Annotated in this window: 12 protein-coding genes; 11 read left to right on the forward strand and 1 reads right to left on the reverse strand. The window is 61.8% G+C overall.

Features of this window, described 5'->3' with window-relative positions; all coding sequences use genetic code 11:
• Positions 1 to 128: 128 nt before the first annotated feature.
• The 6 genes from GTP27_RS07175 (at position 129) to GTP27_RS07200 (ending at position 8,619) form a co-directional block, all read left to right on the forward strand.
• Positions 129 to 920, forward strand: coding sequence for a polysaccharide deacetylase family protein (locus GTP27_RS07175; protein ID WP_371865895.1), 792 nt, complete (start codon positions 129 to 131; stop codon positions 918 to 920).
• Complete coding sequence (locus tag GTP27_RS07180; protein WP_161038487.1) at positions 917 to 1,912, forward strand: sterol desaturase family protein; 996 nt, start codon at positions 917 to 919, stop codon at positions 1,910 to 1,912. The genes GTP27_RS07175 and GTP27_RS07180 overlap by 4 nt, the downstream gene beginning before the upstream one ends.
• Positions 1,912 to 2,727, forward strand: coding sequence for an EI24 domain-containing protein (locus tag GTP27_RS07185; protein ID WP_161038488.1), 816 nt, complete (start codon positions 1,912 to 1,914; stop codon positions 2,725 to 2,727). The genes GTP27_RS07180 and GTP27_RS07185 overlap by 1 nt, the downstream gene beginning before the upstream one ends.
• 26 nt (positions 2,728 to 2,753) lie before the next feature.
• Positions 2,754 to 3,539 carry a competence/damage-inducible protein A gene (locus GTP27_RS07190; protein WP_161038489.1) on the forward strand — a complete coding sequence of 262 codons (786 nt, stop codon included), beginning with the start codon at positions 2,754 to 2,756 and terminating at the stop codon, positions 3,537 to 3,539.
• 547 nt (positions 3,540 to 4,086) lie between these two features.
• Positions 4,087 to 7,188: a transglycosylase domain-containing protein gene (locus tag GTP27_RS07195; RefSeq protein ID WP_161038562.1), complete on the forward strand. Its 3,102-nt coding sequence runs from the start codon at positions 4,087 to 4,089 to the stop codon at positions 7,186 to 7,188.
• Positions 7,189 to 7,215: 27 nt separating this feature from the next.
• Positions 7,216 to 8,619 carry a TAXI family TRAP transporter solute-binding subunit gene (locus GTP27_RS07200; RefSeq protein ID WP_161038490.1) on the forward strand — a complete coding sequence of 468 codons (1,404 nt, stop codon included), beginning with the start codon at positions 7,216 to 7,218 and terminating at the stop codon, positions 8,617 to 8,619.
• 10 nt (positions 8,620 to 8,629) lie between these two features.
• Here GTP27_RS07200 and GTP27_RS07205 read toward each other — a convergent pair whose 3' ends face one another.
• Complete coding sequence (locus GTP27_RS07205; protein WP_161038491.1) at positions 8,630 to 9,088, reverse strand: rhodanese-like domain-containing protein; 459 nt, start codon at positions 9,086 to 9,088, stop codon at positions 8,630 to 8,632.
• A 311-nt stretch (positions 9,089 to 9,399) separates the two neighbouring features.
• On the opposite strand from GTP27_RS07205, the gene glnA reads away from it, so the two are divergent.
• The 5 genes from glnA to corA all read left to right on the forward strand — a co-directional run bounded on the left by glnA (position 9,400) and on the right by corA (position 15,230).
• Positions 9,400 to 10,815: a type I glutamate--ammonia ligase gene (gene glnA / locus GTP27_RS07210; RefSeq protein WP_161038492.1), complete on the forward strand. Its 1,416-nt coding sequence runs from the start codon at positions 9,400 to 9,402 to the stop codon at positions 10,813 to 10,815.
• Between the two features lie 123 nt (positions 10,816 to 10,938).
• Positions 10,939 to 11,442, forward strand: a complete 504-nt coding sequence (locus GTP27_RS07215) for a DUF4124 domain-containing protein (protein ID WP_161038493.1) — start codon at positions 10,939 to 10,941, stop codon at positions 11,440 to 11,442.
• On the forward strand, positions 11,439 to 12,554 hold the full coding sequence (gene glnL / locus GTP27_RS07220; protein ID WP_161038494.1) for a nitrogen regulation protein NR(II): 1,116 nt from the start codon (positions 11,439 to 11,441) through the stop codon (positions 12,552 to 12,554). The genes GTP27_RS07215 and glnL overlap by 4 nt, the downstream gene beginning before the upstream one ends.
• A 67-nt stretch (positions 12,555 to 12,621) precedes the next feature.
• Positions 12,622 to 14,127: a nitrogen regulation protein NR(I) gene (gene ntrC / locus GTP27_RS07225; protein ID WP_161038495.1), complete on the forward strand. Its 1,506-nt coding sequence runs from the start codon at positions 12,622 to 12,624 to the stop codon at positions 14,125 to 14,127.
• Between the two features lie 134 nt (positions 14,128 to 14,261).
• Positions 14,262 to 15,230: a magnesium/cobalt transporter CorA gene (gene corA, locus GTP27_RS07230; protein ID WP_161038496.1), complete on the forward strand. Its 969-nt coding sequence runs from the start codon at positions 14,262 to 14,264 to the stop codon at positions 15,228 to 15,230.
• Positions 15,231 to 15,252: the final 22 nt, after the last annotated feature.

Consider the following 15,252-nt stretch of genomic DNA (forward strand, 5'->3'; position numbering starts at 1 on the left):
GCTACCGGCCAGCCGCAACATCGATGACTCCGGCAGCCCATGCTGCCCCTGTCGCTGCCGCTCAATCACCAGCCCCTAATGGGCCAGCTGCAGCGCCAGCGGGTACAGCACCGGGCGCCGCCAACGCCATGCTGGCCGTGGTGCCAGCGGCGGCCGCGGCGTCCATGCCGGCCGCCAGTGCTGCCGGCAAGGCCGTCCCGCCGGCGCCCCAGTGCAAGGGCAATATCTATCTGACCTTCGATACGGGCAGTCAGGCGCAGGCCGCGCTGATTGCAGAGACGCTGCAGAAGTACCATATCAAGGCCAGCTTCTTCCTCGCCAACGAAAAAACCGTCAATGGCGACTACTCGCTCGATCCGGCGTGGGCGCCGTACTGGAAGGCGCGGCTGGCGGAAGGCCACGTGATCGGCTCGCATACTTTCGACCACGATGTGCTGGTGCGCGACGGTGCGGACGGCAAGCTCGATACCAAACCCGGCTTTGGCGCCAGTGCGGGCAAGGTGCGTTCCCTGACTCCCGAGCAGTACTGCGAACAGATACGCCGGGTGGACCAGCGCTTTACCGAGCTGACGGGCAGCCATCTGGATCCCGTCTGGCGCGCACCGGCTGGCCGCACTTCGCCCCGTGCGCTGGCGGCAGCACGCAGCTGCGGCTACACCCATGTGGGCTGGTCGCCGGCCGGTTTCAGCGGCGACGAGCTGCCCAGCGAGAAGGCCTCCAACGCCAGCCTGCTGGCCAAGTCGCTGCGCGAGCTGCGTGCCGGTGACGTGGTGCTGATCCACATGGGCATCTGGTCGCGCAAGGATGCGTGGGCGCCGGCCAATCTCGAACCGCTGATCAAGGGACTGTCGCAAAAGGGCTATTGCTTTGCCACGCTGCGCGACCATCCTGACTATTCCTCATCGTTTAAACATCCATGATGCAGTTATTTTCCGACTGGCTGGGCCTGGCCCAGGGCTGGTTGTTTGAAACCGTCGTACAACCGCTGGTGTTCCAGCTGGGTTTTGGCGAATTTGTCGAAGAATCGTTCGAAGGCACCGAGTGGCTGCTGATAGGCGCGCTGGAATTGCTGCTGCTGTTTCTTGTGCTGCGTCCGCTCGAAGCGCTGCTGCCGGTGCACCGGATCAGCGACCCGCGCGCGCGCTGGAACGATTTTCTCTACACGGTGCTGCACCGTATCGGCCTGTTTTCCCTGCTGATTTTCTTTACCCTTGATCCGCTGATGGATGCGCTGGCGGCACAGCTGCGTTTCGAAAGCTTCCGTCCGCTGAATCTGGAGAACCTGTTGCCCGGTATTAGCCCGCTGGCCAGCTTCCTCGTGTATCTGGTGGTGCTGGACTTCTTCGATTACTGGTACCACCGCGCCTCGCACCACTTCAACTGGTGGTGGGGTTTGCACGGCCTGCACCATAGCCAGCAGAACATGAACCTGTGGAGCGATAACCGCAATCACCTGCTGGACGATCTGCTACGCGATATCTATATGGCGCTGATCGCCCTGTTTATCGGCGTGGAGCCGGCCCAGTACGTGGTGCTGGTATCAGTTTCGCGGATTTTGCAAAGCCTGCAGCATGCCAATGTGCGCATCCATTTCGGCTGGCTGGGCGAACGCCTGCTGGTGTCGCCGCGCTATCACCGCCACCACCACGCCATCGGCCATGGCCACGAGAGCGATGGTGCAGGCACGCTGGGCGGCTGCAACTTTGCCGTGCTGCTGCCGCTGTGGGACATCCTGTTCGGCACCGCCCGGTTCACCGGCGAGTTTGCCGCCACCGGCATCCGCGACCAGCTGCCGCACACCGATGCGCAGGGAGTACAGCAGCCGGGCCGCGACTATGGCAGCAGTTTCTGGGCGCAGCAGTGGCTGGGCCTGAAGCGCATGGTGGAATACGCCGGCAAGGATGTGGTCTGATGGGCGCCGTGCTGCGTAGCTGGGGGCAGGCCTTTGGCTCGCAGTGGCATCCGCGCCTGCTGGCCATGAGCGTGCTGCCGTTTCTGCTGGCGCTGGCGGTATGGGCGGTGCTGCTGTATCTGGGTCTGCAGCCGCTGATCGATTATCTGCATGCGCTGTTCACCGAGTATGACGGCTTTTCCCGCAGCAGCAGCCTGCTGACGGCGCTGGGACTGGCCACCCTGAAGACCGTGGTGGTGCCGCTGATCGCCATGCTGGCCCTGCTGCCGCTGATGATACTGACGGCGCTGGTGTTCATCGGCGTGGTAGCCATGCCGCTGATAGGCCGCCATGTGGGGCGGCGCAGTTTTCCGCAGCTGGAACAGCGCAAGGGCGGCTCGCTGCTGGGCAGCGTGGGCACGGCGCTGGGCGGCATGCTGATTTTTATCGGCCTGTGGCTGGTGACGCTGCCGCTGTATGCTTTCCCGCCGCTGGCGGTGGCCACGCAGGCGCTGTTGTGGGGCTGGCTGACCATGCGCGTGATGGTGTACGACGCGCTGGCCGATTACGCCACGGCGGACGAACGGCGCGAGATATTGCAGCAGCACCGTGGCCGCCTGCTGCTGATCGGCGTGATTTCCGGCGCAGCTGGCGCCTTGCCCGGAGCGCTGTGGCTGGGCGGTGTGACGGCGGTGGTGCTGTTCCCGTTTCTGGCTGCCGCCTCGATCTGGCTGTATGTGCTGATTTTTATCTTCACCGGCCTGTGGTTTGCGTATTATTGTCTGGCAGCGCTGGCGCAATTGCGTGCCGCCGCACCTGCCGCTTTGGCAGAATGAAGAACAGCTTTAAGGAGTAGGGTGTTATGGCGATCGGTCTTATCATCATCGGCGATGAAATTCTGTCGGGCCGCCGGCACGACCAGCATTTCCCCAAGGTGCTGCAGATACTGGCGGCACGCGGACTGCAACTTGGCTGGGCCGAGATACTGCTTGATGATCCGGCCCGCATCACGGCCACGCTCAAGCGTACTTTCGCCAGCAGCGATATCGTGTTCTGCTGCGGCGGCATAGGCGCCACGCCGGACGACCATACGCGCCAGGCCGCCGCCGATGCGCTGGGCCTGCCGCTGGTGCTGCATGAAGACGGCAAGCGTCTGATCCAGCAGCGCATACTGCAGATGGGTTACGAGGCAGGGCAGGCGGCCGATCTGGAGTCGGCGGAAAACCTGCATCGCCTGAAGATGGCGGAATTTGCCGCAGGGGCCGAACTGATTCCCAACCCGTACAACAATATTGCCGGATTCTCGCTGCGCCAGCACTATTTCGTGCCGGGCTTTCCCGTGATGGCATGGCCCATGATCGAATGGGTGCTGGACCAGCACTATTCGCACCTGTACAACCGCGCGCCGCGCATCGAGCAGTCGGTGCTGGTGTACGAGGCGGCCGAGTCGGCGCTGACGCCGTTGATGCAGATGCTGGAAGCGGATTATCCCGGTGTGAAGATTTTCAGTCTGCCCAGCGTGGGTGACGCCAATACACGGCGCCATATCGAGCTGGGCGTGAAAGGCGAACCGGTGCAGACTGCAGCCGCGTTCCGTCAACTGTGCGCGGAACTGGGGAAACTCCATGTAGAGTTCAGCAACATCTAGTGTTGCAGAGATAAGAAGTCGCTCTCGACGGCGTTCTTTCGGCAGAAAGAGCGCCGTTGTTTTTTTGCGAAAATCTCGTGCTTATATCAAAATATTGCAAAGTAGCGCCGGTGTGCGTCGCCCTGATGTGGTGCAATGGAAGTGCGCCATAGTGCTTCGCCGCTGCGCAATTCTGTGTGTTTTACTGTGTTAGCTGACCGGTCTGAATCATATGTTAAGCAATCGTCGTATCCGCCGGCCTCGTTTAGTTGTCCGGGCAGCGCGCAAGACTCGCGCCAGCGCTGCTGTTATCGCCAAACGGCGTGCGCGCTATCTGCAGGTGGTGCCTGCGCTGCCTGTAGTCGCTGCCGCAACGGGCAGCGCCAGTGCAGCCGATGCCAATGCGGCAGCGCCAGCAGCTGCCGCTGCCCCTGCAGCTGGCGTCACGGCACACGCATCCCCCGTTTCACTGGTTGCCTCGGCGCCCGATAGCGTGCGGTATGGCGCGGATGAAGAGTCGCTTGCCGAAGCGCAGTATGACGAGGAGCCCGCTGGCGCGGTGGAGTCTATGCAGCCAGCACAGGAAGAGCCAGAAGCGCCGCCCGTACGGTGCAGCGCGCGCGGCAAATGGCTGCTGGCGCTGGGCGCCGCCGTCGCTGCCGTGTGCGCGCTGGGCGCTTATGAAACCCGCAGTTCGGCGTTACAGTCGCGGGTGTTCAGCGATGTGGCGGGCAAGCTGCAGTACAAGGTCGAAGCTGGCCCCAGCCAGTCTATCCGCTTCCCGCACGATAGCCCTTACGATGAACGGCTCGGCTATGCCGGCCTGCCCGACTATCTGGGCAAGCTCGGCACGCGCGACTATCACGTCAGCGCGCAGGCCCGCATCTCGCCCGAGATGGCGCGTCTGGCCGACCTGGGCGTGTTCGCGACCTATAAGGAAAAGACCCGCACCGGCCTGACCATTGCCGACTGCCGCGAGCAGAACCTGTTTTCGGCCAGCTATCCGGAACGCATCTACAACAAGTTCGAGCAGGCACCGGCAGCGCTGGTGAGCAGCCTGCTGTATATCGAAAACCGCGAACTGCTGGACAACCATTACCCGAACCGCAATCCGGCCGTGGAGTGGGACCGGCTGGGCAAGGCCGTAATCGAAAAAGGCGTGAGCACGGTAGCCGGTGGCCACCGCGCGGCGGGCGGCAGTACGCTGGCCACCCAGATCGAAAAATACCGCCATTCGCCGGAAGGGCGTACCAGTTCGATGAAGGACAAGCTGCAGCAGATGGTGTCGGCCAGTCTGCGCGCCTATCAGGACGGGCCCGACACCACCCAGGCACGGCGCAGCATCGTGACCGAATATCTGAACACGGTGCCGCTGTCGGCCAAGCCCGGTTATGGCGAAGTGAACGGCATCGGTGACGGCATGTGGGTCTGGTACGGGCGCGACTTTGCGGAGCTGAACCGCCGTCTGAGCGGCAACCTGTCCCAGCCCGATGATGTCACGGCGCTGATCTACAAGGAGGCACTGAGCCTGATGATTGCGCAGCGCCGCCCCAGCTACTATCTGGTCGATGGCGCCAGCGATCTGGAAACCCTGACCAATGCCCACTTGCGCCTGCTGGTGCAGGAAGGCGCGATTACGCCTGCGCTGCGCGACCGTGCGCTGGCCCAGCGTCTGCATCCGGCGACCGGCAATGGCCTGCAGTCGGCGCCGGCGATGACGTTTGTATCGCGCAAGGCCTCCAACGCGATCCGCAACCATCTGGCCAATCTGCTCGGCGACAACCGCATGTACAACCTCGACCGGCTCGACCTGAGCGTGGTCAGCACCCTCGATGCGCAGGCCCAGACGGCCGTGACGCAGGTGCTGCGCGATCTGCGCGATCCGGAGAAGGCCAAGGCTGCAGGGCTGACCGGCAAAGGCATGCTGGGCAACGGCGATCCGGCCAGCGTGGTGTACAGCTTTACCCTGCTGGAGAAAGGACCGCAATACAATCTGCTGCGGCTGCAGACCGATAACTTCGACCAGCCGCTCGATATCAATGAAGGCGCCAAGCTCGATCTGGGTTCGACGGCCAAACTGCGCACGCTGGTGACTTATCTGGACATCGTCGACCAGATGCACCGCAAATATGCCGGCATGGATAGCGCTGCACTGGCCAAGGTGGAAATCGATCCGCAGGACCGGCTATCGCTGTGGGCGCTCGACTACTTCAAGGCGCTGCCGCAGGACCCTGCAGCAAGAGCGCTGACGCCTATGCTGAACGCGGCCATGGAGCGCCAGTATTCGGGCAATCCGGGCGAAGGCTTCTTTACCGGCGGCGGCATGCATCACTTCGGCAACTTCTCCAAGGAAGACAACAACAAGATCATGACGGTGACGGAAGCGCTGCGCCATTCCACCAATCTGGTGTTTGTGCGGCTGATGCGCGACGTGGCCAAGTACTATATGTTCCAGACGCCGGGCTCCTCGGCCTCGCTGCTGGCCAACGCGGATGACCCGCGCCGCGCCGGCTATCTGGCCCGCTTCGCCGACAAGGAAGGCAAGGAATTCCTTGGCCGCTTCTACATGAAGTACAAGGGCAAGCCGGCCGAAGAACTGGACAAGATCCTGCTGGCGAATATCCGCAGCACGCCGGTACGGCTGGCGGTGATATTCCGCACCGTGTATCCGCAGGCGACGCTGGAGCAGTTTGCCGCCTTCCTGCGTGCCAACCTGCCTTCGCAGAACGAGGTGCCGGATGACCGCGTGGAAAAGCTGTACGATCAGTACTCTATCGATAAGTGGTCGCTGGCGGACCGCGGCTATCTGGCCAGCGTGCATCCGCTGGAACTGTGGATGGCTGCGTATATGCACGAGCATTCGGGCGCTACGCTGGCGCAGATGACAGCGGCCAGCGAACAGCAGCGGCAGGAAGTCTACCAGTGGCTGTTCAAGACCCATCACAAGCATGCGCAGGACAAGCGTATCGCCGGTCTGATCGAGATGGAAGGCTTTATGGAAATCCACAAGCAGTGGAAGAAAATGGGCTACCCGTTCGAATCGCTGGTGCCGTCCTACGCTACCACGCTGGGCGCTTCCGCCGACCGTCCCGCCGCACTGGCCGAGATGATGGGGATTATCGTCAACGGCGGCGTGCGCAAGGCGACCCAGCGTATCCGTTCGCTGCACTTCGCCAAAGGCACGCCTTACGAAACCGTGGTCACCAAAGGCAAGCCTACCGAGGACGAACGGGTGCTGTCGCCGGAAGTGGCGGCAGTGGTGGCAGAGGCCATACGCGGCGTGGTGTCGGACGGTACGGCCAAGCGCGCGCGCAAAGCCTTTGTGCTGGCCGATGGCACCAATCTGCCGGTAGGCGGCAAGACAGGCACGGGCGACCAGCGCTTCGATGTGTATGGCGCCGGTGGCCGCCTGATCGAATCGCGCTATGTCAACCGCTCGGCGACTTTCGTGTTCAACATCGGCGAGCGTTTCTTCGGTAGTATGACGGCCTACGTCCATGGGCCTGAATCGAAGAATTACGATTTCACCAGTGCGCTGCCGGTGCAGCTGCTGGTGGTGCTGGCGCCGACGCTGATGCCGCTGATCGATCCGGCAGCGCAGCAGCAACAGCAGCAGCTGCAGCAGCCGGTCGCGGGCCAGAAGGCGGCGCTGCGCGCCTGTGGCGGTTAGCTGTTGCGTTTAACTGTATGATCACTGATGAAAAAAATCCTGCGCTTTTCCCGTTTCTCGCTGCGTGACCTGCTGGTAGCAGCGGCACCAACTATTTTCCTGATCGCCGGCGTGTGTCTGCTGGCCTACTGGCTGGTGGATCCGGCGCCGCCGCGCACGGTGCGGCTGGCGACGGGCCAGGACAATAGCGCTTATTCCGAGTTCGGCAAGAAGTACGCAACGGCACTGGCGGCGCATGGGGTGAAAGTGACGCTGGTGCCTTCGGCCGGTTCCGGCGAAAACCTGCGCTTGCTGAAAGAAGGCAAGGCCGATATCGCCTTCATGCAGAGCGGCACCACCAATGAGGAAGTGGCCGAGCAGGAGGGCTTGAGTTCGCTGGGCAGTCTGTTTGTCGAGCCGCTGTGGCTGTTCCTGCGCGAGCGCAAGGATCACCCGCCGGTGACCCGCTTGAGCCAGCTGAAAGGCATGCGGATTAACTTCGGGCCGGAAGGCGCCGGTGCGCCGCGGCTGTTGCGTCAGGTGCTGGAACTGAACGGCATCGAGAAGCATCAGGTGCGCAGCTATTCGCTGGCGAATACCCCGGCCACGGTGGAACTGCTGGCTGGCCGCATCGACGGGCTGGTGTTTACTTCGGCGCCGGAAGCGCCGCTGATCCAGATGCTGCTGCAGACGCCCGGCATCCGGCTGTTCAATTTCCATCAGGCCGAAGCTTATGGCCGCAAGCTGCCCTTCCTGACCCATGTGATGCTGCCGCGCGGGATCGTCGATCTGGGGCGCGATCTGCCCGCCAGTAATTTCGACCTGATTGCTCCGACGGCGACGCTGGTGGCGCGCGAGAATCTGCATCCGGCGCTGGTCGATCTGTTCGTGCAGGCGGCTGCCAACATCCATGGCGGCTCGGGCTGGTTTGCCCAGCAGGGCCAGTTCCCGTCGGCCAAGTATTCGGAAATTCCCGTGCATCCGGAAGCGGCCAAGTTCTACAAGAGCGGTCCGCCGCTGCTGCAACGCTATATGACCTTCTGGCTGGCCAATTTCCTCGACCGCATGTGGGTGGTGGTGGTGGCGCTGGGCGCCTTGCTGCTGCCGCTGTCGAAAGTGGTGCCGCCGCTGTATGTGTGGCGCATCCGTTCGCGCGTGTACCGCTGGTACGGTCAGCTGCGGGCAGTGGAGCAGGCGGTGGAAGCGGCCACGCCGGAAGACCGGCAGCAGGTGTATGCGGCGCAGCTGCTGCGCCTGAACGAGATCGAAGAGCTGGTCAATCAGGTATCGATCCCGCTGTCGTTTGCCGATGGCTTGTACGGCTTGCGCAGCCATATACAGTTCGTGCGCAAGCGTATCGAGTTTCTGCAGGATGAAGCCTGCATCGATAGCACGCCGGCTGTCGTCGCAGACGGCGCAGCAGCGGGCGGCTTAACTACTGCGACGGCTTAACTGCCGCGGCTTAAGCGCCTATCCACGGCAGGCCATCCTTGCACCAGCCGTTGATGTTGCGGCGGTGGCCTACTTCATCCTTGTCGCCTTCGAAGCCTTCCAGAATATCGTAGCAGTGCTGGTAGCCATGCTCGGTGGCCGATTTGGCGGCTGCGCGCGAGCGCACGCCGGAACGGCACAGGAACAGCAGCACCTGATCCTTGCGCGCCACCGTGTTGAGCTGCTCGATGAAATCGGGATTGGCCAGTCCGCCCGGATACAGCATCCACTGCACATTGCTGTACTGCGCGTCGGGAATGGCGACCTTGCCCACCCAGTCGCGCTCGGCATGCGTGCGCACATCGACCAGCTTGACTGCCGGCTCGGCACTGACTAGATCAAATGCTTCCTGCGGCGTGACGGCGCCCGCATACGGCCAGTCCTTGCTACGGCTACGGGCCAGGGCGAGGATCTCTTCAATTTTGCTCATGACGTGTTCCAGTAGTGGGTTTGCGTTTATTATAGGCTGCCTGCACCCGCTGCACGCAAGGCTGCACCAAGACTGTGCATTTTCGGTGGTTTTTCGGAAAATGCACAGAATGAGTGCGTAAAATCGAATTTGCACTTATTTGGTGCGGTATTGATTTGCCACAAATTAGGGCGTAGTTCCGTACTGGTGAGTTTTAAGAGAATTTACCTGCACGATCACTGCGACTTATGACATGAGCAAACTTGCTTATGGCTGGCACGAATACTGCTTACCAATGACGCACGAGCCCCACATTCCTTTAGGAGATACGCATGGCAATGACAGCCGCAGAAGTACTGAAAATGGTCCAGGAAAACGAAGTCAAATTCGTTGATTTCCGTTTCGCTGATACCCGTGGTAAAGAACAGCACGTGACCGTGCCAGTGTCGGCTTTCGACATCGACAAATTTGAATCGGGCCACGCTTTTGACGGCTCCTCGATCGCCGGCTGGAAAGGTATTGAAGCATCGGACATGATTTTGATGCCAGACCCAGCGACCGCACGCATCGACCCGTTCATGGAAGAAACCACCCTGTTCATGCAGTGCGATGTGATCGAACCTGCTGACGGCAAGGGCTATGACCGTGACCCACGCTCCATCGCCAAACGCGCTGAAGCCTATCTGAAATCGTCGGGCATGGGCGACACCGCCTACTTCGGCCCAGAGCCAGAATTCTTCATCTTCGACAGCGTACGCTGGAAGATCGACATGTCCGGCTGCTTCGTCAAAGTGGAATCGGACGAAGCATCGTGGAGCACCGACAAGGAAATCGAAGGCGGCAACAGCGGCCACCGTCCAGCAGTCAAAGGCGGCTACTTCCCAGTGCCACCAGTCGACAGCTTCCAGGACATGCGTTCGGAAATGTGCCTGATCCTCGAATCGCTGGGCATCCCGGTCGAAGTACACCACCACGAAGTGGCTGGCGCTGGCCAGAACGAAATCGGCACCAAGTTCTCGACCCTGGTCGAGCGTGCTGACTGGACCCAGAACCTGAAATACGTGGTCTGGAACGTGGCCCACAGCTACGGCAAAACCGCGACCTTCATGCCGAAACCTATCGTTGGCGACAACGGTTCGGGCATGCACGTGCACCAGTCGATCTGGAAAGACGGCGTCAACCTGTTCGCTGGCGACGGCTATGCCGGTCTGTCGGACACCGCGCTGTACTACATCGGCGGTATCATCAAGCACGCCAAAGCACTGAACGCGATCACCAACCCAGGTACCAACTCGTACAAACGTCTGGTGCCAGGCTTCGAAGCGCCAGTGAAACTGGCTTATTCGGCTAAAAACCGTTCGGCTTCGATCCGTATTCCACACGTGGCTAATCCTAAAGGCCGCCGTATCGAAACCCGCTTCCCAGACCCGCTGGCCAACGTCTACCTGTGCTTCGCCGCACTGCTGATGGCTGGTCTGGACGGTATCGCCAACAAGATCCATCCGGGCGAAGCGGCATCGAAAGATCTGTACCACCTGCCACCAGAAGAAGACGCACTGATCCCAACCGTGTGCTCGTCGCTGGAAGAAGCACTGGACAACCTGAACAAAGACCGCGAGTTCCTGACCCGTGGCGGCGTGTTCAGCGATTCCATGATCGATGCCTACATCGAACTGAAAATGCAGGACGTTCAGCGTATGCGTATGACCACGCACCCAGCTGAATTCGATATGTACTACTCGCTGTAATCGCGGCGCACCGGCAGAGCCGGTGCCTGTCATGCAGAACAAAACGCGGGGCGAGCAGCGCTTTCCCCGCGTTTTTATTTGGATGTTGTATAGTCGGGCTCCATGGTGAGACTCGGAAAACAGATGATGAAACATGCGTTCTGCCGCACGCTGGCCGGACTGCTCGCCGTAGCGGGTAGCGGGCTGGCATATGGGCAGATCTACAAGTGCACGTCGCCCACGGGCAGTGTGGAATATACCGACGTTAATCGGGGTAAGCAGTGCAAGGCGATGGATTTGCCCGGCGTGGTGGTGGCAGCGCCGCCTAAGCATAGCGTGCCTGCTGCACCGGCCGGACGGCTGGGCGCGCCGGCTGCGCTGGTGCCGGGCGAATTCCCGCGGGTGGATGCCGCCCAGCAGCGCGCCCGCGATAACGACCGGCGCGGCATACTGGAAGAGGAATTGCGCGCCGAGCAGCAGAAGCTGGCCGAGCAGCGCAAGGCCTACAACAACGGCGAACCGGAACGCCAGGGCGATGAACGCAATTACGCCAAGTATCTGGAACGGGTGGCTGGCATGCGAGACAGCATCAGCCGCACGGAAAAAAATATCGACGCTTTAAAACGTGAGATCGCGAATATCCGATGAGCAGTTTAGCGAGTAGTCTGAATTCTTTAGCGGGCGCCGGCAGTCAGCGTCCGGCAGCGCTGGCGGGGCTGGAGCTGCTGGCATCGGCCGTGCTTCTGCTCGATGCCGATGGCCGTATCGTGTATGCCAATGCGGCCGCCGAAAATCTGCTGGAAAGTTCGCTCAAGGCGCTGTCGCGCCAGACCCTGAGCGCGCAGTTCCTCCATCCGGCCGAACTCGATAACATCTGTGCGCAGGCGCGCGAACACCGCTACGCCGACATGCGTCAGGACCTGATGCTGGAGCGGGCCGGACGCGATGCGCTGCATGTGCACAGCATCGTTACTGCGCTCGATGATCCGGCCGGCCATCTGCTGATCGAGCTGCGCGAACATCTGCAGCATCTGAAGCTGGACCGCGAAGAACGCATCCTCGACCAGAGCCAGGTGAATAAGGAACTGATCCGCAATCTGGCGCACGAGATCAAGAATCCGCTGGGCGGCATACGCGGCGCCGCGCAGTTGCTGGAGATGGAGCTGCCGGCGCTGAATGCGGGCGAGCTGCGCGAATACACCCAGGTGATCATCAAGGAAGCGGACCGGCTGCAGACGCTGGTGGACCGCCTGCTGGCGCCGCACCGCCGGCCGCACATCGTCGGCGACGTGAATATCCACGAGGTGCTGGAGCGGGTGCGCAGCCTGATGCTGGCCGAGTTCCCCTCCGGCCTGACCATACGGCGCGATTACGATGCTTCGATACCCGAATTCCGCGGCGATAAGGAACAGCTGATCCAGACTGTGCTCAACATCGCTCACAACGCGGCGCAGGCACTGGCTGCACGCATCGAAGCCGGTGATGCGGAGATCATTTTCAAGACGCGGGTAGCGCGTCAGGTCACGCTGGCCAAAGTGCGCTACGGGCTGGCATTAGACTTGCATATCATAGATAACGGACCGGGCATCGCGCCGCAGATCCGCGACCGCATTTTCTACCCGCTGGTGTCGGGCAGAGAAGGTGGCAGCGGACTGGGGCTCACTCTGGCACAGACCTTCGTGCAGCAGCACATGGGCGTGATCGAGTGCGATAGCCGGCCTGGATGTACCGACTTCCGCATACTGCTGCCCTTGCCATAAGCGAGCGCTGGCGCGTGCGAAGACGGCGTCCTTGATAGAAGATCCAATGCGGGAACACACAATACACATGAAGCCAATCTGGATAGTAGACGACGACGAATCGATCCGCTGGGTACTGGAAAAAGCACTCGCACGGGAAAATCTGGCGACCAAGAGTTTTGCCAATGCCCGCGATGCGATCGCCGCGCTGGAATTTGAAACACCGCAGGTGCTGGTGTCCGATATCCGCATGCCGGGCGACTCGGGGCTGGATCTGCTGCAGCGGGTCAAAGCCCGCTTCCCCGGCCTGCCGGTCATTATCATTACGGCCTTCTCCGATCTGGATTCCGCCGTGGCGGCGTTTCAGGGCGGGGCTTTCGAATATCTGGCCAAGCCGTTCGATATCGATAAGGCGGTAGAGCTTATCCGCCGCGCGCTGGACGAAAGCCTGCGCGAAACCAGCGTCGAATCCGGTCCCGCCGAAACCCCTGAAATACTGGGACAGGCACCGGCCATGCAGGAAGTTTTCCGCGCCATCGGCCGGCTGTCGCAATCGAATGTAACGGTGCTCATTACCGGCGAATCCGGCTCCGGCAAGGAACTGGTGGCGCGCGCCCTGCACAAGCACAGCCCGCGTGCAGCCCAGCCCTTCATCGCCCTGAATACGGCAGCGATCCCGAAAGACCTGCTGGAATCGGAACTGTTCGGCCACGAGCGCGGCGCTTTTACCGGCGCGCAGACTTCGCGCCGCGGCCGTTTCGAGCAGGCCGAAGGCGGGACCCTGTTCCTCGACGAGATCGGCGATATGCCGTTCGACCTGCAGACCCGTTTGCTGCGCGTGCTGTCGGATGGCCATTTCTATCGCGTCGGCGGCCACCAGCCGCTGAAAGCCAATGTGCGCGTGATCACCGCGACGCACCAGAATCTGGAGCAGCGCGTGCGCGAAGGCCTGTTCCGCGAGGATTTGTATCACCGCCTGAACGTGATCCGTCTGCGTCTGCCCAGTTTGAGGGAGCGGCGTGAGGATATCCCCATTCTGGTGCGCCACTTCCTGGTGCAGAGCGCCAAACAACTGGGCGTGGAAGCCAAGCGCATGAGCGACGCTACGCTGCAGTTCCTGTGCGGGCTGGACTTGCCCGGCAACGTACGCCAGCTGGAAAACCTGTGCAACTGGATTACCGTGATGGCACCGGGACAGACGGTAGAGATCAAGGATCTGCCGCTGGAACTGACCCAGGAGCAGCAGGGCGGTGCAGCAGCTGCCGTAGCGGCCAGCGCTGCGGCCAGCGAGCCATACACCCTGCCGGCATCGCACGGCACCGTGCATACCATGCCGGGCAGCGAAGCGGCGCAGGCCAGCGGCCCCGATGCGTGGCTGGCCCTGCTGGAAGCGCAGGCTGCCAGCATGCTCAGTGCCGGCCAGCAGGAAGTGATGGCCGTGCTGGGACGGCAGTTCGAATCGTCGCTGATCCGCACGGCGCTCAAACATACGCACGGACGCAAGAACGATGCAGCTGTGCGGCTGGGCATAGGCCGCAACACCATTACCCGCAAGATCGCCGAACTCGGCATCGACGGCGCCAAGGACGACTAGGCGCGCACGTTCCCACACCATGCAAGGGGCGCCGCCCGAGGCGGCCGCTTTCAGGTAAGCTCTTGGCTGCAAAGTCAGGAGCTTTTTTTTGTCGCAGCTGGCAAGCTGCATTTCAGGGTGTGGATAGGTAGCGTATGTTGATCAATTGTGTGGCGTATCAGGATGGCCAGAAGCTGGCCGACATTCCGGTGGATGACATCAGCGAGTATGTGCGCCAGCCGGACACCTTTGTCTGGGTGGCGCTGCGCGACGCGCAGCCGGAAGAACTGCAGCAGATGCAGGAGGAGTTCGGCCTGCACGAACTGGCGGTAGAAGATGCGATGCGCGGCCACCAGCGTCCCAAGATCGAGGAATATGGCGATTCGCTGTTCGTGGTGGTCAAGACCGTCGATTGCCGCGACGGCGAAGTGGTGGTGGGCGAAGTCGATATTTTCGTCGGCGAGAATTACGTGCTGTCCTCGCGCGATGGCCGCAGTCTGCAGAACTTCCTTGGCGTGCGTGCGCGCGCCGAGCGCGAGCCGCATATGCTGCGCCAGGGCCCGGCCTTCGTGCTGTATGCGCTGATGGATGCGGTAGTAGACCGCTATTTCCCGGTGCTCGACATGCTGGAATCGGAACTGGAACAGGTGGAGGAGCTGATCTTCTCCAAGGGCAAACAGCGCGACAACATCCAGCATCTGTATGCCTTGAAGCGCAAGGTGACGGAAGTGCGCCATGTGGTGGCGCCGCTGATGGAAGCCGTAGGGCGGCTGCATGGCGGGCGCGTGCCGGCCCTCTGCCGCGATACGGGCGAATACTTCCGCGACGTGCACGACCATCTGCACCGCATCAGTGCCGCACTCGATAACATCCGCGACACCATCGCCACGGCGATACAGGTCAACCTGTCCATGGTGGCCATCGAGGAAAGCGAAGTGAACAAACGGCTGGCCGCATGGGCTGCCATCTTCGCCATCTGCACCGCGTTTGCCGGCGTGTGGGGCATGAACTTCAAGGTCATGCCGGAACTGGAATGGCGCTATGGCTACCCGATGGCGCTGGCGGTGATGGTGGGCGTGTGCCTGTATCTGTACCGCCGCTTCAAGCGCGCCGGCTGGCTGTAGTGCAGTGGCCGGTGTAGCCGGC

Source organism: Duganella qianjiadongensis, assembly GCF_009857915.1.
GTDB classification, from domain to species: domain Bacteria; phylum Pseudomonadota; class Gammaproteobacteria; order Burkholderiales; family Burkholderiaceae_D; genus Rugamonas; species Rugamonas qianjiadongensis.